Here is a 22329-nt window from a genome sequence, read left to right as displayed (position 1 = left end):
GACCATTGGCTGCAAATAGCGGAAAATCCGCTCACCCGCGTCGCAATCACCGACACGCCGAACTCGATGGAAGCACGCGACGATTGCCTATGACACACCAAAGGCTTAGGCTAATCAATAAAAGAACAGGCGACGGGTTCAGGCATGGTTCTCGCGGATAAGCGCATCCTTCTCATCATCTCCGGCGGCATCGCGGCCTATAAGAGCCTCGATCTCATTCGCCGGCTGCGCGAGCGCGGCGCAAGCGTGCGGCCCGTCATGACATCGGGCGCACAGCAGTTCATCACGCCGCTTGCCGTCGGCGCGCTTGCCGCCGATCATGTTTTCACCGATCTGTTTTCACGGCAGGACGAGCAGGATGTCGGCCATATCAGGCTGGCGCGCGACTGCGATCTCGTGCTGATCGCGCCAGCCACCGCCGATCTCCTCGCCAAGATGGCAAACGGGCTGGCCGACGATCTCGCTTCGACCATATTGCTCGCCACCGACCGGCCCGTTCTTGTCGCCCCCGCCATGAACCCGAAGATGTGGGCGCATCCGGCGACCAGGCGGAATATCGAAACCCTGCGCGGTGACAGCATCGCCTTTGTGGGTCCGGTGACCGGCGAAATGGCCGAAAGCGGCGAGGCCGGCGCAGGACGGATGGCGGAGCCGCTCGATATCGTTGCGGCTGTCGAGCGACGGCTGGATGACGGCGCCAAGCCGCTGGCCGGCAAGAAGGCGGTCGTGACCTCCGGGCCGACACATGAACCGATCGACCCCGTGCGCTATATCGCCAACCGCTCGTCGGGACGGCAGGGTCATGCGATTGCCGCGGCCCTTGCGGCACTCGGCGCCGACGTCACGCTCGTCTCCGGCCCGGTCACCATATCCGATCCGGTCGGTCTCAACGTCATCCATGTCGAGCGGGCGGATGAGATGCGCGACGCGGTGCTTGCGGCCCTTCCCGCCGATATCGCCGTGATGGTGGCCGCAGTTGCCGACTGGCGCGTCGCTTCCGCATCGGACCAGAAGATCAAGAAGCATCCCGGCGAATCGATTCCGACGCTGGCGCTCACGGAAAACCCCGACATCTTGAAGACTGTGGGACATCACACGCAGCGGCCGAAACTCGTGATCGGCTTTGCCGCCGAAACGCAGGATGTGGAGAGCAATGCCCGCGCGAAGCTGGAGCGCAAGGGCGCCGACTTCATCGTCGCCAACGACGTCTCGCCCGCAACCGGCATCATGGGCGGCACAAGAAACAGGGTGAAGATCATCAGCCACGCCGGGGTTGAACAGTGGCCCGATCTCGACAAGGATGAAGTGGCCGTGCGGCTCGCGGCGCTGATATCAGCTCAGTTTACGCAGGGATAACGGCTATCGGCTGGCGCTCTGCGGATGCGTGCTCTTCCGGCTGGAAGGGCGTGACATGGACGCCGGTATCGTCGATCAGAACGGCGCTGCCATCGGGAATTTCGCGCCAGGCATCGATGTCGTCGTTCAGCGGTTCCGACACGAGGCAGTATCCCGCGCCGACCGGCGAGGCATAAAGCGTCGGCGCCTTGCGGTCGGTCGCATAGCGGATGGCGAAGAGCGACTTGCCGTCGGAAAAGGCTGCTGTGAAGCGCACCAGCACCGAGCCTGTTAGATGGATTGAAAGGCCTTCGACGAAGCCGATGGTCTGAGCGATCGCCGCAATCGGATTGGTCGCCAGGCCGAACTGCATCGCCAGCAGGAACAGGAGCTCGGAATCGGTCGTGCCGCTGCGGGCATGAAACAGCCGGTCGTCGAGCATGGCTTCCATCGGCCGGCGCAGGCGGTCGAAATTGGAAATCTGGCCATTGTGCTGGAACGACCAGTTTTCGAAGACGAAGGGATGGCAATTGTCGCGGCGTGTGCCGCCGCCGGTAGCCGCGCGGACATGGGCAAGAAAGAGCGGCGAGCGGATCTGCCGCGCCAGGCTCTTCAGATTGCAGTCGGACCAGGCCGGCAGGATATCGCGGTAACGGCCCGGTTCCGGCCGATTGCCATACCAGGCGATGCCGAAACCATCACCGTTGGTCGCCGTCTTGGCACGCGTGGCGCAATGGGATTGTTCGATCAGGGAGTGGGCAGGCGAAGATACCAGCTCCTCCAGATAGAGGGGGTCTCCACGATAGGCTGCCCAGCGACACATGCGTCTTTCTCTCCGATTCCCGCTGTCTTCCTGTCCCGCGGGAGAATGGCAAATCTAGGACGATTGTTTACGCGGAATGGGTAATAAAGTCTTAATTTTCCATCGTCTGCAGCGCAGGATGATAGATATTCGACGCGTCGTCCGATCACGTTTGGCGTCGCAACATTTTCTTCGTGAAGCCCGATGTCATAAGGCTTTTCTGCGGGGTTAGTCGAGCGCACGCATTTCCATGCGACAATAAGTGTGAAGCTCTCAGAGACCGTGCCTCTTGCATCAAGCCAAATTTGAGCTACGTTTAGCTTGTCTGAAACGTAACGAAAGGAAGGTGATCCAATGTCTAGTGAGATTTCGGTCTTTGTATACGGCATGGAAATGGTTGTGAACGTTGCGAGGCAGCCCTCGCTCTGACCAACACCTTCCCGAAGCGTTCGCCGCTTCAGGCCAGTTACGGGCCAAAGCTCATGGGGGGTCGCTTAAGGCGGCCCCTTTTGATTTTCAGCAGTTCGTTTTTTTCCTTGCCAAACGGGAAGAGCGCCTTAGCTAACCCAGCATGTCTTCTCAGGAACAGCCCGAACAGGGCGAAGCCAAGCCGAGGCCGCTCAACGAGCCGGCCCTTACCGCACTCTCATTGTATCCGCAGGACTGGGCCTTATTCCTCGATATCGACGGAACCCTGCTCGATCTCGCCGAAAGGCCGGAAGCGATTGTCGTGCCCGACTATCTCCCCGGCACGCTGCATGCGCTTTCCCGCCAGCTTGGCGGCGCGCTGGCCTTGGTCACCGGCCGCGCCATCGAATTCGTCGATCCCCTTTTTGCACCCTTCCGCTTTCCCGTCGCAGGCCTCCATGGCGCAGAACGGCGTGATGCGGCCGGACGGCTGCGGCGGGCGCATATTCCGCCCGCCTTTCAGGCGATGAAGCAGACCATTGCATATGAGGCCCAAGCCTGGCCCGGCGCCATCGTCGAGGACAAGGGGGCGGCCGTCGCGGTCCATTTCCGCCATGCCCCCGCATACGAGGCTGAGATCGGCGAAATCATGCAGCGCCATCTGGAGGAAGCCGGTCCCGACTGGAACCTGCAGCGCGGCAAGATGGTGATCGAAATCTGCCCTGCTCACGCCAGCAAGGGACATGCCGTCGAGACGTTCCTGTCAGAAGCGCCGTTCGAAGGACGCCGTCCGGTCGCGATCGGCGACGACGTGACCGACGAGACGATGTTTGCCGCCGCCAACCGTCTCGGCGGCCAATCCGTGCGCATCGGCGATGCCAACGGAAAAACACTGGCACGTGCATCCATTGGCTCACCTGCGCGTTTAAGGGACGTGCTGGGAACGCTCGTCAAGTAATTTTCGATCATGGCGATGTCTCCCAGCCTTCTCGAAAGGAAGAATTCGTGAGTCGACTGATCATTGTTTCTAATCGTGTTTCCGTACCCGACCACAAAGGCGCCGCGGCGGCCGGCGGCCTTGCGGTGGCGCTGCAGGCGGCGCTCGCCGAGCGCGGCGGCATCTGGATGGGCTGGTCCGGCAAATCGAGCGGCGACGCAGAGCCTGAACCGCTGCAGATGACGCAGGACGGCAATATCACCTATGCGCTCACCGATCTGACCCAGACCGATGTCGAGGAATATTATCAGGGCTTTGCCAACCGCGTGCTGTGGCCGATCTGCCATTACCGGCTCGATCTCGCCGAATATGCCCGCAAGGAAATGACCGGCTATTTCCGCGTCAATCGCTTCTTTGCCCATCGGCTGGCACCCCTGATCGAACCCGACGACATCATTTGGGTACATGACTATCATCTCATCCCGCTTGCAGCAGAGCTGCGGCAGATGGGCCTGAAGAACCGCATCGGCTTCTTCCTGCATATTCCCTGGCCGCCGGCGGATGTCGTGCTCGCCATGCCGGTGCATGAGGAGATCATGCGCGGCCTCTCCTCCTACGATCTCCTTGGCTTCCAAACCGATTACGATCTGGAAAACTTCGCGGGCTGCCTGAAGCGCGAGGGGATGGGCATCGAGAAAAGTCCGGGCCATTTCAGCGCTCACGGCCATGATTTTCGCGGCGGCGCCTATTCGATCGGTATCGAGACGGCGGGCTTTGCCGAATTCGCCCGCAAGGCAGCGTCGCACAGCATGGTGCAGAAAGTGCGCCAAAGCATCGAAGGCCGCGACCTGATCCTCGGCGTCGACCGGCTCGATTATTCCAAGGGCATCACGCAGCGCATCGATGCCTTCGAACGCTTCATCACCAACAATCCCGCCCACCAACGCAGCATCACCTATCTGCAGATCACGCCGAAATCCCGCTCGGAAGTGCCGGAATACGAGGCGATGCAGAATGCGGTTGCCGAACAGGCCGGCCGGGTCAACGGCGCGATCGGCACGGTCGACTGGGTGCCGATCCGCTATATCAATCGCTCGATCAGCCGCCCGATCCTGGCGGGCCTCTATCGGCTCGCCAAGGTCGGGCTGGTGACGCCGCTACGCGACGGCATGAACCTGGTCGCCAAGGAATATGTCGCGGCGCAAGACTCTGAAAACCCGGGCGTGCTGGTGCTCTCGCGCTTTGCCGGCGCGGCGCGCAAGCTGAAAGGCGCTCTGCTGGTCAATCCCTACGATGTCGACGGCACCGCCAATGCGCTGGCCCGGGCCATCAACATGCCGCTGCAGGAGCGGCAGGAGCGCTGGCGCGGCATGATGGATTATCTCCTCGAAAATGACGTATCGCGCTGGTGCGAGACCTTTCTTGCCGATCTTACGGCGGAATAAAGCATGATCATCATCCGGTGGCGGCTTCGGCAAGCAGCCATTGCGCCAGCTGCTCCGCCTCCGGGTTTGCGTTGGCCGGCGGCAGCAGCCAGTAACCTCGCTCCGGCGCCTCCAGCATGGGACCCACCGTCACCAGCGTCCGGGCGGCAAGCAGGGAATCGACGAGGCCCATCCAGCCGATGGCGACGCCCTGTTCGCTGAGGGCTGCCTGCACGACGAGCGAGTAGGTGTTGAAGCGCAGGTCGCCGCGGCCAGCATAGGCATCCCGGGCAATGCCGAAGGCGGCAAGATAGCTCTGCCAGTCGAACCATGGCGACGGCATTTCCGAATCGAGGTGAACAAGCGTGGTGCCGGCAAGCTGCGAGGGATCGGTGAATGGACCGTGCCGCTCTGCAAAACCTCTAGTGCAGATCGGCACGACCTTCTCTGGCAGAAGCAGCGTTGCGCGCGCACCGAACTCGTTGCGTGTCCCGAAGAAGACCGCGATATCGCCACTTTCCGGGGTGCCGCGATCCGGCCGCTGCGTGGCGACGATCTGGATATCGACTTCCGGATAGAGGAGCCGGAACGCGTGCATGCGGGGAATGAGCCAGAGAGCGGAAAAGGCATAGTCGGTGCGCAAACGAACGGACGGGCGCTCCGCCTCGACGCGGAAGCTGCGCACCAGATTATCGACGCCGCCAACCGACTTTTCGACGATTTCGAAGAGGCGCTGCCCCTCGGGCGAGAGCACGACACCGCGATGCTGGCGGTGAAACAGAGACACGCCCATCTGCTCTTCGATACGGCGGATCTGATAGCTGACGGCGGGCTGTGTCAGACCAAGAGCGGAGGCTGCGGCAGACAGGCTGCCGGAGCGCCCGACTTCCAGAAAGATTCTCAGCCAGCCGAGATCCACCAAACGTTCAGCCATAAAATTTCCTTTTGGCATCTATCGAAAAATGCCTGCTTCACAGCGCGAACTCTAGTGATGTTCAATAAAATAATCCAATGACAAGAGGGAACCATCGTCATGCGCATGTCAGCAATGGGTCGACCGACCGTCGGCGCGCTTCAATACGCCTTGACGCCCTGGTTTGCCGGCGTCACCACTATCGACGGCAAGCCCGGCCTTGAGGCCGTCAAAGCCGCCATCGGCCTTTGATTTCCGAGAAAGACACAAGCATGTCCCGCCCGAATATCCTCATCCTCATGGTCGATCAGTTCAACGGCACGTTCTTCCCGGACGGCCCGGCCGAGTTTCTGCATGCTCCGGTCCTGAAGGCTCTGGCGAAGCGCTCCGTGCGCTTTGCCAACAGCTATACGGCAAGCCCGCTCTGTGCGCCGGCGCGCGCTTCCTTCATGTCGGGGCAGCTGCCGAGCCGCACGCGCGTCTATGACAATGCTGCCGAATTCTGCTCGGATATACCGACCTTTGCGCACCACCTGCGCGCCGCCGGCTACCAGACGGCGCTGTCGGGCAAGATGCATTTCGTCGGCCCGGATCAAATGCATGGCTTCGAGGAGCGGCTGACGACCGACATCTACCCTGCCGATTTCGGCTGGACGCCTGATTATACGAAGCCGGGGGAGCGCATCGACTGGTGGTATCACAATCTCGGTTCGGTGACCGGCGCGGGCACTGCCGAGATCACCAACCAGATGGAATATGACGACGAGGTCGCCTATCACGCCGCCCGCAAACTCTACGATCTCTCGCGCCGCCAAGACGAAAGACCCTGGTGCCTGACCGTCAGCTTCACCCATCCGCACGACCCTTATGTCGCGCGTCGCCGCTTCTGGGATCTGTATGAGGATTGCCCGGCGCTTCATCCGGAAGTCGGCGAAATCCCCTTCGCGCGGCAGGACCCGCATTCGCAGCGGCTGATGAAGGCCTGCGATCACACCGCCTTCGACATCACCCCGGAGCAGATTCGCCGTGCACGCCGCGGCTATTTCGCCAATATCTCCTATGTCGACGAGAAGATCGGCGAGATATTGGAGACGCTCGAGCGCGGCCGCATGGCTGATAACACAATCATCCTCTTCGTCTCGGATCATGGCGACATGCTTGGCGAACGAGGCCTCTGGTTCAAGATGAACTTCTTCGAAGGTTCCGCCCGCGTGCCGCTTATGATCGCAGCCCCCGGCTGGCAGCCGAAGCGGATCGATCAGCCGGTCTCGACGCTGGACGTTACTCCGACGCTGGCAGCCCTTGCCGGGATCGACATCGCATCGCTCCGCCGCTGGACCGATGGCGAGGACCTGACGCCGCTGGCTCGTGGAACCGGAAGCCGCAGCCCCGTGCCCATGGAATATGCGGCGGAAGGTTCCGAGGCACCGCTCGTAGGCTTACGCGACGGCAATTACAAGCTGACCCTTTGCGAAAAGGACCCGCCGATGCTCTTCGACCTCAGGGAGGATCCGAAGGAGCTGACCAATCTGGCAGGCAACCCGGCCTATGCGGAAACGCTGGAGAGACTGACGGCGCAGGCCATGGCGCGCTGGGATCTTTCAAGCTTCGACGCTGCCGTGCGCGAGAGCCAGGCGCGGCGATGGGTGGTCTACACGGCCCTTCGCAACGGCGCCTATTATCCCTGGGACTATCAGCCCTTGCAGAAAGCGTCGGAGCGCTACATGCGCAACCATATGGACCTCAACGTGCTGGAGGAAAATCAGCGCTATCCGCGAGGCGAATAGGATTTCGATGGTGGACTGATGGCAATAGCTTGGAGCGGTTTCATGAAGCGCGCTAAGCATCTCGCTTCTGGCAGTAACGCGCCGTCTCGCCGTCGCCGGTCTGGAAGTCTCCGGGTTGCGGCGGCGCGATCGGTTTGAACAGCGTGCGATCCGGCTTCAGATCGAGCAAGGGCGTGCCGTCAAGGCAATCGAGGCCGCGCACCAGCAGCACGGCCCCCTCGACCGCTTCCAGCTTGACAATGGATGTGCCGATTGGGTTGGGCCGCACCGGCGAGCGCAGCGAAAAGGTGCCGTGTATCTTGCCGCTGTTGGCCGGGCTTTGCAGCACGAGGTCCCGGCGCGAACGATCCAGCCAATAGAGAACCTCCAGCCGCTCGAAGGCTTCCACGCCTCGCAGCGCCGCCACCCAGGGCTCGAAGATCTCGATCCGGCAAATGGGGCCATCATGCCGGCCCTGACGCGGCGTTTCCATGCGCGATGTCCAGGGCGTTGAAATGCGGCCGATGAAGGTAAGGCCGGCATCCGCGGCTGCGGGCGGCTCGACGGCCACTTCGTTTTCACGAATTTCGTTTTCCCGAACCATGATGCCTCCTAGACCTCAGAGCCTACTTCACGCCTCTCAACAGCGCCGCCAACTGATCGCTGGTCAGATCGACCTGATAGAACAGCTTGTAGAATTGCTTCACATCGTCGGAAAAATCGCTGCGGAAGAGCTTCGGATAAATGAGCTTCTCCATCCAGCGCACGCCGAGCAGCCGGTTGATGCCTGGCGGGGAATCGAACCAGCCGAAAGGCAATGAGGGCGGCACGAAGACCTTGCCGTCCTTGACCGCCTTGATCCCGGCCCATTGCGGATCGCTTTTCACCGAGGCTGCAAAGTCAGGGTTCTCGGCGATGATGATATCCGGGTTCCATCCGGCGACCTGCGGCGGCGTCACCTTGGTCAAGCCACCCTTGCCGGCAGCCGCAGCGACATTCATCGTGCCGACGGCATCGAGGATTTCGAGATTGATCGAGCCGGAAAGCCCGGTTTCCAGGCCATCGGCACCTCGGCCATAATAGACGCGCGGGCGCGGGTCGTTCGGCAATGTCGCGAGCTTTTCGTTCAGGTCCTTGATCGCCGTATCGGCATAATCGGCCAGCTTGTTGGCACGGTCCTCGACGTCGATCAGGGCGCCGACATCGCGCAGCGTATCGGCGGTGCGGGCGAAGCTGCCGTCGATAAGGACATAGGGAATATGCGTGTCGGACTGCACCTTGTCGGCCAGCGCCTTGTAGGTGGGATCGACCGTGCCGGCATCGAGGATGATATCAGGCTTGGCGTCGATGACCGCCTGCGAACTGATCGCGCCATCCTTGCCGGTCAAACGGCCAACTGTCGGCAGCGACCGCACCGACGGCATCAAGTAGGCCTTGGCGGCATCATCAGGCGCATGCACCCAGCCCACCAGCTTCTCCGGCGCCAGCACATAGACCAGGACGGCGGCTGGCGGCCCGGCCACCAGAATGCGGTTAATCTTATCAGGCACGGACACCGTGCGTCCGGCCGCATCGGTAATGATTCGCGCCTCAGCTGCGACTGGCATCAGGCCGACGAAGGCCAGAGCAAGAACCGCAAGAAATCTCATCATGAAAGCTGCTCATTCTGATCGAGGGGACCTCGGGGCGGCACTATGGCATAGCGCTATATCGGATGGAACATCGCGATGGCAGTATTCCAAAATGAAACGCATCCGAACCGATCGGATCAGCATGAGACGCAATCGGCCGGTCTTCATTACATCTGATGTAATTGAGAGCGGCATCCGTCTCGGGGTATCTAACGACCATCTTCTTGCAGGAAGAGCTTTTCAGCCCTTCAACGAAAGAGAGCCTTCCGGGACGACGTCGATGGCCACGGCGTCACTCCAACGGCAGGCCCAGGAGAATTCCATGACGACCATGTCATTCACCAAGACAGAAGCCCCGCAATGGCTGCTCGCCTTCTGGCGCGAAATCGACGACAAGACCTTCGGCGAAGGCTTTGATTGCCTCGCGGAGGACGCCACATGCAATCTCGGCATTGCCGACTGGAAGGGGCGCGACACCATTCGCCGGAACTTGCGCGCCTTCATCGACACCGGTTTCACGGCATTGCATGATGTCACCGAATATTGGGACGCCGGGCCGCTCAAGGTGTTCCGCGGAACGGTGACCATGACGCCCAACGACCGCACGCAGGCGGTGGTCAAACCGGTCATGACGCACTTTTTCTACATGGACGAGGCAGACCCGACGAAAGTGCGCCACTGGTACGGTTCGGTCGGACCTGTTGCCTTCTCATAAGAACTGAGGTGGCGGGGTTGCCAAACGCAGCCCCGCCATACCAAACCAACGAAGCGAGGCTTTACGGGATGAGTTCCCTTCGCGCCGAACTGAGATTGCCGAACGAGCTGGGACCGCAGCTGCGCGCATGGCGCGACACGCGCGGGAAGAGCCAGCTTGAGCTTTCGCTCGACACCGGCATTTCGCAGCGCCAGATCAGCTTTATCGAAAGCGGCAGAAGCACGCCCGGTCGCCAGAATGTCCTGCGTCTCGCAGACGCCCTGGACGTTCCGTTCCGCGAACGCAACACACTGCTGCTCGCCGCCGGCTATGCACCGATCTATTCGGAAGGAAGTTTTGACGATCAGGAAATGCAGGGCGTCACCAATGCGCTGAAACGCATGCTGCGTCAGCATGAGCCATTCCCGGCCGTCGTGATGGATCGCTACTGGAATGTGCTGATGGCCAATGATGCAACGCTTCACTTCTTCGGCAAGTTCACCGATATGGCCGCACGTCCGAAACCGCGCAATCTCCTGCATCTCATGTTCGATCCCTTGGGCATGCGGCCCTTCATTCCGGATTGGCAGAAGACGGCCGAAAGCCTTTTAGGACGAGTCTTCCGCGAATCGGTTGGCCGCGTCATCGATGCACAAACGAAGGAGCTTATTGACGGCCTGCTCGCCTATCCCGACGTGAATGCCGAATGGCAGCGATCACCGGCAATACAGAACGCACCGATCATCCCCCTCTCCTTCGCGAAAGACGGACATGTCCTGCGATTTTTCTCGCTGGTGACGACGGTCGGAACGCCGCAGATGATCACGACCCAGGAGCTGCGGGTCGAATGCATGTTTCCGCTGGATGACGCCACGGAGGCGCGCTACGCGGAACTGATGAATACCACCGCGGGGAAGTAACCCTATGAGCCACAGGCGGAGCGCCCGTGGCCGCAAGGTCTCCCGGATCACGCCGCCTTGACGGCGTGATATTCCTTGATCGCGACCATCTTGATAGCCGGATAACGTTCCGCCTCGTAGCGCAGCGAGAAGCCGTCCTGGGCGAGGAAGACCGGATCGCCATCGAGATCGCGGGCGATATCGCCGCGGCGCTGGGTGACGAATTTTTCGAGATCGGCGGGTTGGTCCGCCGAGATCCAGCGGCACACCGAGAAGCGCGACATTTCGAAGGAAACCGGCAGGCCGTATTCGGCCATCAGCCGCTCCTTCAAGACGTCGAGCTGCAGGGCGCCGACGACGCCGACGATGGCGGGAGAGCCATCTTCCGGCGAGAAGAGCTGCACGACGCCTTCTTCGGCCATCTGCTGCAGCGCTTCCTTGAGCTTCTTCGCCTTCATCGCGTCTTCCAGACGAACACGGCGCAGGATTTCCGGCGAGAAGTTGGGCACACCCTGGAAGACGAGGGATTCGCCTTCGGTCAGCGTATCGCCGATGCGCAGCGTCCCGTGGTTCGGAATGCCGACGACGTCGCCGGCATAGGCGGTGTCGGCGAGCTGGCGCTGCGAGGCGAAGAAGAATTGCGGCGCGGTCAGGCCAAGCTGCTTGCCGGTGCGCGACAGCCGCGCCTTCATGCCGCGCTCCAGCTTGCCGGAGCAGATACGCGCAAAGGCAATGCGGTCACGATGGTTCGGGTCCATGTTGGCCTGGATCTTGAAGACGAAGGCCGTCATCTTGTCGTCGGTGGCGTGAACCGTCCTGATATCGGCGACCTGATCGCGCGGCGGCGGCGCGAATTCGCCGAGCGCGTTGATGAGGTCGCGCACGCCGAAGTTGCGCAGCGCCGAGCCGAAGAAGACCGGCGTCATATGGCCTTCGAGGAAGGATTCCCGGTCGAAGGGGCGGCAAGCCTCGATCGCCAGTTCCGTCTCATCGATAAAGGCCTGGCGCTCGTTTTCCGGCAGCCGGTCGGCGACTGCCTGCGGGCCGTTCACCTTCGTCGCCTCGACCTCGGTATCGGAACCGCGCACGGTGTTGTCGGCAATATGATAGGAGCCGCAGAAGGTCTTGGAGCGGCCGATCGGCCAGGTGATCGGAGCCGTATCGAGCGCCAGCTTCTCTTCGACTTCATCGAGAATTTCGAAAGGATCGCGGCTTTCGCGGTCCATCTTGTTGATGAAGGTGATGATCGGGATGTCGCGCATGCGGCAGACTTCGAACAGCTTCAGCGTCCGCGGCTCGATACCCTTGGCGGCGTCGATGACCATGACCGCGGCATCGACCGCCGTCAGCGTGCGATAGGTGTCGTCGGCGAAGTCTTCGTGGCCGGGCGTATCGAGAATGTTGAAGACGTTGCCTTCATATTCGAAGGTCATGACCGAAGTCACGACCGAGATGCCGCGTTCGCGCTCGATCTTCATCCAGTCGGAGCGCGTCTGCATGCGATCCTTCTTGGCCTTGACTTCGCCGGCAAGCTGAATGGCGCCGCCGAACAGCAGCAGCTTTTCGGTGAGCGTCGTCTTGCCCGCGTCCGGGTGAGCGATAATAGCGAATGTGCGGCGGCGGGAGACCGCCTCGGCGAGACTTTCGGCCATGCGTGTGAATCCTGTGAATTGGCGCCGTATCTAGCGACTCAAAGGCCTAAATGCAATTGACCTCCGGCCTTCGCGCGCAAACTAATGCCGCATGACCATTCACACCGATATCAGCCCGACCTTGAAGCTCATCCGCCTGCCGCATGGCGAAGGCCTGGAGTTGCCCGCCTATGAGACCAAGGGTGCAGCCGGCATGGACCTGCGCGCCGCCGTCGAAGAAGGCGCGACGCTGACGATTGCGCCCGGCAAGCGGGCGCTGGTTCCCACCGGCTTCATCTTCGAAGTTCCGGATGGCTTCGAGGCGCAGATCCGCCCGCGCTCCGGCCTTGCCTTCAAGAACGGCATCACCTGCCTGAACTCCCCCGGCACAGTCGACAGCGACTATCGTGGCGAAGTGAAGGTGATTTTGGCCAACCTCGGTGATGAGCCCTTCGAGATCACGCGCGGCATGCGCATCGCCCAGATGGTGATCGCGCCGGTGACGCAAGTGCGCGTCGCCGAGATTTCCGAGATCAGCGAAACCGCACGCGGCGCCGGCGGCTTCGGCTCGACCGGCGTGTGATGTCCGAACTAGCACGAGACCACGGATTGACGCTTCGGCAGGGCTATTTCGACGATCCCGCCGCCTGGAATGCGCTTGTCGATCTGCTGCAGGACACGTTTTCGATCGATGTCAGCCTCCTGGGCCAATTTGGCGGCCCGGACCGGACAAGCATGCCGTTCGGCTATTTCGATGCCGATGGCCGCTGCGTCGCCAATTTCAGCGCCTTCTCCATGCCGATGATCATCAATGGCAGGGTCGTCAAGGCGGCGGGCTATCAATCCGGCGCGGTCCGGCCGGAATGGCGCAAACGCGGCCTCTATCGCGACCTCATGCAGCGCGCCTTTGACCGAACCGCCGCCGAAGGCTACGAGCTCGATCTTCTGCTCACCGACAAGCCGGCTCTCTATGAGCGGTATGGCTTTCGCATCCTGCCGCAGCATATCTTCGTTGCGCAGACGCCGAAGCTTCAGAAATCTGGTTTGACAGCCCGGCAGCTCTCCCTGGATGCGCCTGACGATCTGCGCCTCATCAAGACGCTGTTGCAAAACCGCCAACCTGTCTCCGCCCGCTTTGCCGTTGTCAGGCAGATGGAGATGTTTCTGCTGAACGCCTGCTGCAACTCCGCGATCCGCCTGACGGCGCTTGGGGATGACACGGTCGTTGCATGGACGTTCGACGGCGCGACTTTCTGGCTTCTCGACATTGTGGGAACTGCCATCCCCTCGCTGGCGACCATCGTCTCAGCGCTCGATATCGAACCCGAGCGCATCGAGATCTGCTTTTCTCCGGACCGCCTGGATTGCGAGATATCGCTTGAGCCTTATGAGGGCTACACCATGTTGATGGTGCGCGGCAAAGCGGCGGCCGATATTGTCGGGCCGCTCATGCTTTCGCCGATGGCGGAATTCTAGAGCCGGTAAGCGGTGGCAGGCGGCGCTTGACCGGCGTCGCCTTGATCATCGACGTGTTCGTCTCGGCCCGCTCGGTGATCTTATCCAATATACCATCGAGTTCACCCATCGAGCGCACCACCAGCCGACCGATAAAGCAATCGTCGCCGGTGACCTTGTCGCACTCGATGAATTCCGGCGTCTGCTGAATGATCCGCTCGACGACGTGCAACTGGCCGGGCAGAGGCCGGATGCGGACGATCGCCTGCAGGGGATAGCCGATCGCCTCCGGCGCAATATCCACGGTGAAGGCCGAGATGACACCGCGTTCCTCCAGCCGGCGCAGACGTTCCGCCGCACTCGGCGAGGACAGGCTGGCCGCTTCCGCCAGTTCCTTCAGCGATATGCGGGCATTGCGCGCCAGCGCCTCCAGCATCCGCTGATCGATCTCATCGAGACCAAGGCTCGCATTAGGAACGCTCATCACTCAACCTCATTTATTTAGGTATCTTGGCTAATTTACCTTACTAAACCTATATCACTCGCTCTTGTGCCGCAATATGATTGGCATAAATAGACGGGAGCCAAGGCAATGAACGAGATTAAACGCGGCACGGTGGAAATGACGGCGGCCATGCTGATTTCAGGCACGATCGGCTGGTTCGTCTTGATGTCCGGGCAGGCCGTGACCGGTGTCGTCTTCTGGCGCTGCTTCTTCGGCGCGCTGACGCTGCTCGTTATCTGCGGCGCCATGGGCCTGCTGCGCCCAGGCATCCTCAATCTCAAGACATTTTCCATCGCCGTCGGTGGCGGGATCGCCATCGTGCTTAACTGGCTGCTGCTCTTTGCGGCCTATTCCCACGCCTCCATTTCCATCGCCACCACCGTTTATAATACGCAGCCTTTCATGCTGCTGGGTCTCGGCGCATTGTTCCTCGGCGAACGGATCACGTTCACCAAACTCTTCTGGTTAGGCCTCGCCTTCGCCGGCATGGTCGTGATCGTCGAAGGCAAGCCGGTCGAAGCCGCCGGTTCGGGAAGCTATGCGATCGGCATCCTGCTTTCGCTGGGCGCAGCCTTCTTCTATGCGCTGGCAGCAATCGCCGCCAAATGGCTGAAAGGCACGCCGCCGCATCTGATCGCGCTGATCCAGGTCTCCACCGGCATCCTGATGCTGGCACCCTTTACCAATTTTTCCGCCGCACCCCAGGATATCGGGGGATGGTCGATCCTCGTCACCATGGGCATTGTGCATACCGGGTTGATGTATGTGCTCCTCTATGGCGCCATCCAGAAGCTGCCGACTCACCTGACCGGGGCACTCTCCTTCGTCTATCCAATCGCCGCCATCATCGTCGATCGCTTCGCCTTCGGCCATGTGCTTGGCCCGGCGCAGATCCTCGGCGCAGTCATCATTCTCGCGGCTGCTGCGGGCATGAATCTCGGCTGGACGCTCCCCCTGCCCTGGAATAGAAATCAGCATCTTTCGAAGGGGGCCGCCGAATGATCACCTGCTACCTGCATTATGTCATCGATCCCTATAAGCTTGCCCAGTTCGAGCATTACGCCAAGCTCTGGATCCCGCTTGTCAACCGGCTGGGCGGTACGCATCACGGCTATTTCATGCCGCATGAAGGTGCCAATAACATCGCCTTGGCGCTTTTCAGCTTCCCGAGCCTTGCCGCCTATGAGGAATATCGGCTGAAAATACCTGAAGATGCGGAATGCCAGGCCGCCCTTGCGTATGGCGAGGAAACGCGCTGTATCATCAGCTACGAGCGCAGCTTCATGCGGCCGGTATTCTAAGACTATTTAGCCGGATTCGGACAGACATCCGGGCGACCATCAAGGCCCTCGGACACCTTCTCGAAGGTCGCGCCTGATCCGGCCTTGGCCCCGCCGATGCGAAGCACATAGAGGCTGTCGAAATCCTTGCCATGCCATTTCGGCACCGCTTTTTCATCGCCGCCATTCTCGCTCATCAGCTGGCGCGCGAGATCGACAATCTGCTTGTGCTCCCAGGCGACGAAGATCAGCTTGCCGGCATAGGCAGGCTTCTTCAGTTCGGCTTTCAAATCGTCGATATCCTCATAGCCGAAGCTCGTATCGACAGGCATTCCAAGGGCGATTGCCGTCGGCTCGATGGTCGCGAGCGGCCGGATATAATCGTAGGAAGTCCCGGAATCTTCCTTTCGCTTCGATGGATCAGGCGCAAAGATCGCCGCTGGCTTGCCGAAGAGTTTTGTCAGCACCGGCGGTAAAGCCAGCGCCCGATTGAGGCCCTGGCAGCTCAATTGGCCAAGACCCGCTTCGGGCTTTTCACCATGGCGCATGAAGACGATCGTCTGCGTTCCCCTCTCCGCCGCCGAAGCAGCGCTCCAGTGCGATGCGAGCACCAGAAGGCCGGCGGCGAGCGGCAGCGAAACGCTCCGCATCAACGCTGTGCCTCGAAAGCCATGCGCACCGCGAGCCCGGCGAGCACCGTGCCCATCAGCCAGCGCTGCACCAGGGCGAAGGATGGGCGCTGAGTAAGAAACATCGCGATCCAGCCGGCACTCAGCGCGAAGATGGCATTGAATGTTACGCTGATAACGATCTGCGCGAAGCCGAGAACAATGGATTGAGTAAAGACGCTGCCGGCGGCGGGATCGATGAACTGCGGCAGCAGCGACAAATAGAGGATCGCGACCTTCGGGTTCAGCAGGCTCGTCACCAGCCCCATCGTAAAAAGCCGGCGGGTGCTGTCCTTCGGCAACTCGCGCACCTGGAAGGCCGAGCGGCCGCCGGGCTTCAGCGCATTCCAGGCGAGCCATCCAAGATAGGCCGCACCCGCCAGCCGCAGCGCATCGTAGGCGAAAGGAACGGCAAAGACAAAGGCGGTAATGCCGAGCGCAGCCGAGAACATGTAGAAGAGAAAGCCGCAGGCGACACCGCCAAGGGAGATCAATCCTGCCGCTGGCCCCTGCGAGATCGAGCGCGACACCAGATAGATCATGTTCGGCCCGGGTGTCAGCACCATGCCGAGAGCGATCAGGGCAAAGGTGATCATGCTGGTCAGATGCGGCATGGAGGCTCCGGCGGAGAAAGGGCTTCAGAAAGAGATTTCGGTGGATGCGACCAGCTTGATTTCATGCGGCCCGGCATCGAAACCGTCAAGCAGCATATTGTGATGGGTGACAATCTCTTCGAAACTCAGTTTGCCCATATCCGCCGTGGTGTGTCCGTCTGATATCAGTGAGACGTCGAAGCCCAGCGAAACGGCGCGCCGCACAGTCGTATCCACGCAGAACTGCGTCATGCAGCCGCCAACGATGAGGCGACTAACGCCACGGCCCTTGAGCCGTGCCTCCAGATCCGTCTCGAAGAAGGAATCGCAGCTCGTCTTGTGCACGACGACATCGCCGGCTTCCGGCGCGATCTCCCGGCGCAGCTGCCAGCCTTCGCTGCGCTTGGCCAGGCGATGGGTCGGACCGCCGTCATGCTGGACGATGAAGGCCGGGATACCGGCGGCGCGGGCGCTGTGTTTCAACGCTGCGAGCTTCGCAACGACTGTCTCCAGCGCGGCATCGATTTCAGGCTGACGCTCCGGCGTGCCGAGGCCAGTCAGGATGGAATTCTGGAGATCGATCAAGAGCAATGCGGAAGACATGATATCCTTGGGCAAAGCAGTTACGATGGGCCGTTAACACCTAGGTAATATGTTCGCTGCATCGGCGCAATCGCTTGAAAACGCAAAGGTAGTGCAATAGAGCCGATACCATCCCAGGAGGAAAGCTTCATGACGCTCGCGGCCCTGCTTGCCTATTGCGGCGCGCTCTTTATCGCCGCGGCCATTCCCGGCCCGGGCCTCACCGCCACCGCCGCCTTCATCGCAGCGCGCGCCGCCTGAAAAAAACATCCTCGGAGAAGGCCATTGGGAGATTCTTTTCTCACGTGCTTCACGCAAGGAACGGGTGCGCACTCTGGTTTCCGCGCGCGTTTGATCCTATTGTCATTTCATAAATCCAATGTAGGGAGAGCTACCCATGTCCGACACCCGCAAACCCGGCCGCGGCCGCGTCTACGCCTCGATCACCGAGACCATCGGCGATACGCCGATCGTGCGCCTCGACAAGCTGGCGAAGGAGAAGGGCGTCAAGGCCAACATCTTGGCAAAGCTCGAGTTCTTCAATCCCATCGCTTCGGTGAAGGACCGCATCGGCGTCGCCATGATCGAGAGCCTGGAAGCCCAGGGCAAGATCGCTCCTGGCCGGTCCGTGCTGATCGAGCCGACTTCGGGCAATACGGGTATTGCGCTCGCCTTTGCCGCCGCCGCCAAGGGTTATCGCCTTATCCTCACCATGCCGGAGACCATGTCGATCGAGCGCCGCAAGATGCTGGCGCTGCTCGGCGCCGAGCTGGTGCTGACCGAGGGACCGAAGGGCATGAAGGGCGCGATCGCCAAGGCCGAAGAGCTGGCCGCATCGCTGCCGGATGCGATCATTCCGCAGCAGTTCGAAAATCCCGCCAACCCGGAAATCCATCGCAAGACGACGGCCGAGGAAATCTGGAACGACACCGAAGGCAAGGTCGATATCTTCGTTTCCGGTATCGGCACCGGCGGCACGATCACCGGCGTCGGCCAGGTGCTGAAGGCCCGCAAGCCCGACATCAAGGTCATTGCCGTCGAGCCGGCGGATTCGCCCGTTCTTTCCGGCGGCAATCCCGGCCCGCACAAGATCCAAGGCATCGGCGCCGGCTTCGCACCGAAGGTTCTCGATACGCATGTCTATGACGAGGTGGTGACCGTCAGCAACGACGAGGCATTCCAGCAGGCGCGGCTCGTCGCCAAGCTTGAAGGCGTGCCGGTCGGCATTTCCTCAGGCGCGGCTCTGACGGCGGCTATCAAGGTCGGCCAGCGCCCGGAAAACGAAGGCAAGACCATCGTCGTCATCATCCCCTCCTTCGCCGAACGCTATCTGTCGACGGCGCTGTTCGAGGGTCTGGGGGGCTGAACTAACGGCAGCAACTGATTGGGAAAGGGGTGCTGCGGCACCCCTTTTTCATTTTGAGCGGGCGGATGTGACCGGGCGACAGCTGAGCATCGAATTTTCAGGCATGCGCGGCCAGCCGCTCTCCAGCGATGCGATAGGAGATGGCTTCGGCGAGGTGGATGCGCCCGACGGTCGGTTTATCGTCGAGATCGGCAAGCGTGCGCGCGACCTTGAGAATGCGATGATAGCCGCGGGCGGAGAATTTCATCTTCTCGGCCGCGTCGCGCAGCAATTGCAGGCCAGCGGCATCCGGCTCGGCAATGGTTTCGATCATCGCGGTCGAGCAGCGGGCGTTGGTGCTGACATCCTTCATGCCGGCTCGTTCGAAGCGTTCCCCCTGCCGTTCGCGGGCGCGGGCGACACGGAGCGCGACATCGGCGCTGCTTTCCGCTGATGTCGGCCGGATGAGGTCGGCGGCGGAGACTGCCGGCACATCGATGCGGATATCGATGCGATCGAGCAATGGACCGGAAATGCGGCCCTGATAATCTGAAGCGCAGCGCGGCCCACGGGCGCAGGTGTGGCCCGGTTCCCCAGCCATGCCGCAGCGGCACGGGTTCATCGCCGCCACGAGCTGGATGCCGGCCGGATAGGAAACCCGGTGATTTGCTCTCGCAATGACGCATTCGCCGGTTTCCAGCGGCTGGCGCAACGCATCGAGCGCCTGCGGCGAAAACTCCGGCAGCTCATCGAGGAAAAGAATGCCGTGATGGGCGAGCGAGACTTCACCCGGCCGGGCGCGAAAGCCACCACCAACAAGGGCGGCCATGGTGGCGGAGTGATGCGGCGCGCGATAGGGCCGCCGGTCGGAGAGTTTGCCGCCGGAAAGCTGGCCGGCGATCGAATGGATCATCGACACCTCCAGCAGCTCGTTCGTCGACAGGGGTGGCAGGATCGACGGCAGGCGGGAGGCGAGCATGGATTTGCCGGAGCCGGGAGGCCCGACGAAAAGTAGATTGTGCCCGCCGGCGGCGGCCACTTCCAGGGCCCGCTTGGCGCTTTCCTGCCCCTTGATATCGGCAAGATCGGGCAGATTGGCAGCGCTGGCGCGAATGGAGGGCTCTGGCCGCGAGAGGACCTGCGTGCCGCGAAAATGATTGGCGAGCGCGATCAGGCTGCGTGGCGCCAGAATATCGATCTCCTTGCCGGCCCAGGCGGCTTCCGGCCCGCTTTCTGCAGGGCAGATCAGCCCCTTGCCCATGGCATTGGCGGCAATTGCTGCGGGAAGAGCACCGGCAACGGGTGCGATCGTGCCGTCGAGATTGAGTTCGCCGATGACAGTGTAGGAGGACAGGGCATCGGCTGGGATCGCGCCGAGCGCTGCCATCAGACCGAGCGCGATCGCAAGATCGAAGTGGCTGCCCTCCTTGGGCAGATCCGCCGGGGCGAGATTGACGGTTACTTTCTTCGGCGGCAGCGCGAGGCCGGAGGCGTGCAACGCCGCCTGAACCCGCTCCCGGCTCTCGGCCACGGCCTTATCGGGCAGGCCGACGATGTGCATCAGCACCTTGCCGGGTGCGATCATCACCTGCACTTCGACGGGTACACCCTCGATGCCCTGAAACGCCACCGTACTGACGCGCGCTACCATGCCCTATCCCCTGTCGCCGAACCCGTTTGCCGTTACGTGCCCCGATCAGCAAACTTCGGGTTGCAATCTGGCATAAGAAAAAGAATGAAACAAGAACAATAAACGAACAAAAACTTCACCAAGCACGTCGAAATCATCGATATGCCTGGGTGACTATGATCGTTCAGCTGAAAGCGTGGGAGCAACTGCCGATCAGGCCCGCTTGGCTTCGATCGCATCCCAGAGCAGGCTGGCGATATCAGCGCCGCCGAAACGCTTGACTTCGCGGATGCCGGTCGGCGACGTCACGTTGATCTCGGTCATATAGTCGCCGATGACATCGATGCCGACGAGCAGGAAGCCGCGCTCCTTCAGGGCCGGTCCGATGCGCTTGCAGATTTCCTGTTCGCGCGCCGTCAGCTCCGTGGCTTCGGCGCGGCCGCCGACATGCATGTTGGAGCGGGCGTCATGTTCGGCCGGCACGCGGTTGATCGCGCCGACGGCCTCGCCATCGACAAGGATGATGCGCTTGTCGCCCTTGCGCACGTCGGGCAGATATTGCTGGGCGATGAACGGCTCGCGGAAGAGCTGGCCGAACATTTCGAGAAGAGACGAGAGATTGCGGTCGTCGCGGGTCGAATGAAAGACGCCGGCGCCGCCATTGCCGTAGAGCGGCTTCAGAATGATGTCGCCCATCTCATCGCGGAAGCGGCGGATTTCAGCCGGATCGCGGGTGATCAGCGTCTTCGGCATGAGATCGGCAAATTCGGTGACGAAGATCTTTTCCGGCGAATTGCGGACCCAGGCCGGGTCATTGACGACGAGCGTCTTCGGGTGGATGCGCTCGAGCAGATGCGTCGAAGTGATATAGGCCATGTCGAAAGGCGGGTCCTGGCGCAGCAGCACCACGTCCATTGTCGAGAGATCGACGCGCTCCGGCTCGCCGAGCTCGAAGTGATCGCCCTTGACGTCGCGCAGGATCATCGGCTCGACGGAGGCATAGACCTTGCCATCGCGCATGCTCAGCCGCTCCGGCGTATAGTGGAAGAGCTTGTAGCCGCGGTTCTGCGCCTCGAGGCTCATGGCAAAGGTGGAATCACCCGCAATGTTGATGCTCTTCACATGGTCCATCTGGACCGCAACATTCTTGATACCAGCCATAAGTCAGCCCTCGCTCGGATTTGCGGACAGATGTAGGTCGGCCCGCATGCAAACGCAACGGCTATTCAATGGCTTCCGCCGGAGGTTTGCTCGACAGGCTTGCCGCACTCAGGCGGCAAGACCCTGTGTGCCGCCCTGCCGAACGAAGTTGCGCAGGCGGTAAGCCATGGTCAAAGGCTTCGGGAACGGCTTGCGCAGAAAGGCAACCTTGCGCAGGTAGCGATCGATGCGCCATGTCGCCCAGGTGCCGCCGGCAAAATAGGCGACATCGCCGGCGCTGAGCGTCCGCTCAACGCCGTCTTCCGTGGTAATATGCACCTCGCCTTCGAGGATCATCACGGTTTCGTCCCAGCCGAAATACCAGCGGAACTCGCCGGCCGTACAATCCCACAGCGCGGTCATGGCTGCATCGTCCTGCCCGCGCGAATGCTCGGCGATGCGGGCGACGGGATCGCCCGCCAGGATCCAGGACGGCTCGATCGGCGCCGGCTTCATTTCCATTTCATTGCTGGCGCCAGCCACGAAGCTTTTCGACCGCGGCAGCGCGACCACGGCCGGGACGGCACGCGCGGCAAAGGCCGCCATGCTCGCCAACATCAGTTTCAAGACCATGCAATCCCCCAATTCCATGCGCGTCTGCGATCTCATCGCATGGAAGCGGTAACGGCGC

24 protein-coding genes and 1 pseudogene are annotated in these 22329 nt (G+C 61.5%); 13 read left to right on the top strand and 12 right to left on the bottom strand.

All coding sequences use genetic code 11. From position 1 onward, the window contains the following. Window positions 1–144 precede the first annotated feature (144 nt). The gene (gene coaBC / locus RTCIAT899_RS02085) at window positions 145–1356 is read left to right on the top strand and encodes a bifunctional phosphopantothenoylcysteine decarboxylase/phosphopantothenate--cysteine ligase CoaBC (protein ID WP_015338568.1); all 1212 of its coding nucleotides are present in this window, start codon (window positions 145–147) and stop codon (window positions 1354–1356) included. Here the strand turns inward: coaBC and RTCIAT899_RS02080 are convergent. Next, window positions 1343–2158 carry a class II glutamine amidotransferase gene (locus RTCIAT899_RS02080; protein WP_015338567.1) on the bottom strand — a complete coding sequence of 272 codons (816 nt, stop codon included), beginning with the start codon at window positions 2156–2158 and terminating at the stop codon, window positions 1343–1345. The two genes, coaBC and RTCIAT899_RS02080, sit on opposite strands and share 14 nt — an antisense overlap. Window positions 2159–2708: 550 nt before the next feature. On the opposite strand from RTCIAT899_RS02080, the gene otsB reads away from it, so the two are divergent. Together otsB and otsA are read left to right on the top strand one after the other, a co-directional pair. After that, entirely contained in the window at window positions 2709–3503 is a 795-nt protein-coding gene (otsB, locus tag RTCIAT899_RS02075; protein WP_015338566.1) for a trehalose-phosphatase, read from the top strand. A 47-nt stretch (window positions 3504–3550) separates the two neighbouring features. Then, on the top strand, window positions 3551–4927 hold the full coding sequence (otsA, locus tag RTCIAT899_RS02070; RefSeq protein ID WP_015338565.1) for an alpha,alpha-trehalose-phosphate synthase (UDP-forming): 1377 nt from the start codon (window positions 3551–3553) through the stop codon (window positions 4925–4927). A gap of 10 nt (window positions 4928–4937) precedes the next feature. On the opposite strand, the gene RTCIAT899_RS02065 is transcribed toward otsA, so the two are convergent. Continuing rightward, entirely contained in the window at window positions 4938–5840 is a 903-nt protein-coding gene (locus RTCIAT899_RS02065) for a choline sulfate utilization transcriptional regulator (RefSeq protein WP_015338564.1), read from the bottom strand. A 99-nt stretch (window positions 5841–5939) separates the two neighbouring features. On the opposite strand from RTCIAT899_RS02065, the gene RTCIAT899_RS34380 reads away from it, so the two are divergent. Both RTCIAT899_RS34380 and betC read left to right on the top strand, forming a co-directional pair. After that, window positions 5940–6071 carry a hypothetical protein gene (locus RTCIAT899_RS34380; RefSeq protein ID WP_280117187.1) on the top strand — a complete coding sequence of 44 codons (132 nt, stop codon included), beginning with the start codon at window positions 5940–5942 and terminating at the stop codon, window positions 6069–6071. A gap of 20 nt (window positions 6072–6091) precedes the next feature. After that, on the top strand, window positions 6092–7606 hold the full coding sequence (gene betC / locus RTCIAT899_RS02060; RefSeq protein WP_015338563.1) for a choline-sulfatase: 1515 nt from the start codon (window positions 6092–6094) through the stop codon (window positions 7604–7606). A gap of 52 nt (window positions 7607–7658) precedes the next feature. Here betC and tsaA read toward each other — a convergent pair whose 3' ends face one another. Together tsaA and RTCIAT899_RS02050 are read right to left on the bottom strand one after the other, a co-directional pair. Beyond that, entirely contained in the window at window positions 7659–8189 is a 531-nt protein-coding gene (gene tsaA, locus RTCIAT899_RS02055) for a tRNA (N6-threonylcarbamoyladenosine(37)-N6)-methyltransferase TrmO (protein WP_015338562.1), read from the bottom strand. 22 nt (window positions 8190–8211) lie between these two features. Further along, the gene (locus tag RTCIAT899_RS02050) at window positions 8212–9237 is read right to left on the bottom strand and encodes an iron ABC transporter substrate-binding protein (RefSeq protein WP_015338561.1); all 1026 of its coding nucleotides are present in this window, start codon (window positions 9235–9237) and stop codon (window positions 8212–8214) included. Between the two features lie 301 nt (window positions 9238–9538). On the opposite strand from RTCIAT899_RS02050, the gene RTCIAT899_RS02045 reads away from it, so the two are divergent. After that, window positions 9539–9931 carry a nuclear transport factor 2 family protein gene (locus RTCIAT899_RS02045; RefSeq protein ID WP_015338560.1) on the top strand — a complete coding sequence of 131 codons (393 nt, stop codon included), beginning with the start codon at window positions 9539–9541 and terminating at the stop codon, window positions 9929–9931. A gap of 68 nt (window positions 9932–9999) precedes the next feature. Continuing rightward, window positions 10000–10830 carry a helix-turn-helix domain-containing protein gene (locus RTCIAT899_RS02040; RefSeq protein ID WP_015338559.1) on the top strand — a complete coding sequence of 277 codons (831 nt, stop codon included), beginning with the start codon at window positions 10000–10002 and terminating at the stop codon, window positions 10828–10830. Window positions 10831–10877: 47 nt separating this feature from the next. On the opposite strand, the gene RTCIAT899_RS02035 is transcribed toward RTCIAT899_RS02040, so the two are convergent. Further along, window positions 10878–12461, bottom strand: coding sequence for a peptide chain release factor 3 (locus RTCIAT899_RS02035; protein ID WP_015338558.1), 1584 nt, complete (start codon window positions 12459–12461; stop codon window positions 10878–10880). Window positions 12462–12552: 91 nt separating this feature from the next. Here RTCIAT899_RS02035 and dut point away from each other — a divergent pair, with 91 nt between their 5' ends. Both dut and RTCIAT899_RS02025 read left to right on the top strand, forming a co-directional pair. After that, the gene (gene dut / locus RTCIAT899_RS02030) at window positions 12553–13023 is read left to right on the top strand and encodes a dUTP diphosphatase (protein WP_015338557.1); all 471 of its coding nucleotides are present in this window, start codon (window positions 12553–12555) and stop codon (window positions 13021–13023) included. Between the two features lie 26 nt (window positions 13024–13049). Beyond that, a complete protein-coding gene (locus RTCIAT899_RS02025; protein WP_015338556.1) occupies window positions 13050–13916 on the top strand; it encodes a GNAT family N-acetyltransferase in 867 nt (288 codons plus the stop codon). Here RTCIAT899_RS02025 and RTCIAT899_RS02020 read toward each other — a convergent pair. Continuing rightward, window positions 13888–14379 carry an Lrp/AsnC family transcriptional regulator gene (locus RTCIAT899_RS02020; RefSeq protein WP_015338555.1) on the bottom strand — a complete coding sequence of 164 codons (492 nt, stop codon included), beginning with the start codon at window positions 14377–14379 and terminating at the stop codon, window positions 13888–13890. The genes RTCIAT899_RS02025 and RTCIAT899_RS02020 overlap by 29 nt on opposite strands. 108 nt (window positions 14380–14487) lie before the next feature. On the opposite strand from RTCIAT899_RS02020, the gene RTCIAT899_RS02015 reads away from it, so the two are divergent. Continuing rightward, window positions 14488–15402, top strand: coding sequence for a DMT family transporter (locus RTCIAT899_RS02015; RefSeq protein WP_015338554.1), 915 nt, complete (start codon window positions 14488–14490; stop codon window positions 15400–15402). Further along, entirely contained in the window at window positions 15399–15701 is a 303-nt protein-coding gene (locus tag RTCIAT899_RS02010; protein ID WP_015338553.1) for an NIPSNAP family protein, read from the top strand. Before RTCIAT899_RS02015 ends, RTCIAT899_RS02010 begins: the two co-directional genes overlap by 4 nt. 2 nt (window positions 15702–15703) lie before the next feature. On the opposite strand, the gene RTCIAT899_RS02005 is transcribed toward RTCIAT899_RS02010, so the two are convergent. From RTCIAT899_RS02005 to RTCIAT899_RS01995, 3 genes are read right to left on the bottom strand one after another with little or no spacing between them, the layout of a single operon-like run. Beyond that, the gene (locus RTCIAT899_RS02005) at window positions 15704–16330 is read right to left on the bottom strand and encodes a hypothetical protein (RefSeq protein WP_015338552.1); all 627 of its coding nucleotides are present in this window, start codon (window positions 16328–16330) and stop codon (window positions 15704–15706) included. Beyond that, window positions 16330–16962, bottom strand: a complete 633-nt coding sequence (locus RTCIAT899_RS02000) for a LysE family translocator (RefSeq protein ID WP_015338551.1) — start codon at window positions 16960–16962, stop codon at window positions 16330–16332. The genes RTCIAT899_RS02005 and RTCIAT899_RS02000 overlap by 1 nt, the downstream gene beginning before the upstream one ends. A 24-nt stretch (window positions 16963–16986) precedes the next feature. After that, window positions 16987–17544: a cysteine hydrolase family protein gene (locus tag RTCIAT899_RS01995; RefSeq protein WP_015338550.1), complete on the bottom strand. Its 558-nt coding sequence runs from the start codon at window positions 17542–17544 to the stop codon at window positions 16987–16989. A 129-nt stretch (window positions 17545–17673) separates the two neighbouring features. On the opposite strand from RTCIAT899_RS01995, the pseudogene RTCIAT899_RS32950 reads away from it, so the two are divergent. Both RTCIAT899_RS32950 and cysK read left to right on the top strand, forming a co-directional pair. After that, window positions 17674–17760, top strand: a pseudogene (locus tag RTCIAT899_RS32950) (LysE family translocator); the annotation flags it as partial. 160 nt (window positions 17761–17920) lie between these two features. After that, window positions 17921–18889 (top strand): cysteine synthase A, encoded by a 969-nt coding sequence (gene cysK, locus RTCIAT899_RS01990; protein ID WP_015338549.1) that lies wholly within the window; start codon window positions 17921–17923, stop codon window positions 18887–18889. Between the two features lie 97 nt (window positions 18890–18986). On the opposite strand, the gene RTCIAT899_RS01985 is transcribed toward cysK, so the two are convergent. The 3 genes from RTCIAT899_RS01985 to RTCIAT899_RS01975 all read right to left on the bottom strand — a co-directional run bounded on the left by RTCIAT899_RS01985 (window position 18987) and on the right by RTCIAT899_RS01975 (window position 22271). After that, window positions 18987–20519 carry a YifB family Mg chelatase-like AAA ATPase gene (locus RTCIAT899_RS01985; RefSeq protein ID WP_015338548.1) on the bottom strand — a complete coding sequence of 511 codons (1533 nt, stop codon included), beginning with the start codon at window positions 20517–20519 and terminating at the stop codon, window positions 18987–18989. Window positions 20520–20711: 192 nt separating this feature from the next. After that, on the bottom strand, window positions 20712–21659 hold the full coding sequence (gene gshB, locus RTCIAT899_RS01980) for a glutathione synthase (protein ID WP_015338547.1): 948 nt from the start codon (window positions 21657–21659) through the stop codon (window positions 20712–20714). A 108-nt stretch (window positions 21660–21767) separates the two neighbouring features. Beyond that, on the bottom strand, window positions 21768–22271 hold the full coding sequence (locus RTCIAT899_RS01975; protein ID WP_184461866.1) for a cupin domain-containing protein: 504 nt from the start codon (window positions 22269–22271) through the stop codon (window positions 21768–21770). Window positions 22272–22329 lie beyond the last annotated feature (58 nt).

This window comes from Rhizobium tropici CIAT 899 (assembly GCF_000330885.1).
Lineage (GTDB): Bacteria > Pseudomonadota > Alphaproteobacteria > Rhizobiales > Rhizobiaceae > Rhizobium > Rhizobium tropici.
The sequence above is the reverse complement of the archived record's forward strand: the minus strand, read 5'-3'. Positions and strand labels throughout refer to the sequence as shown.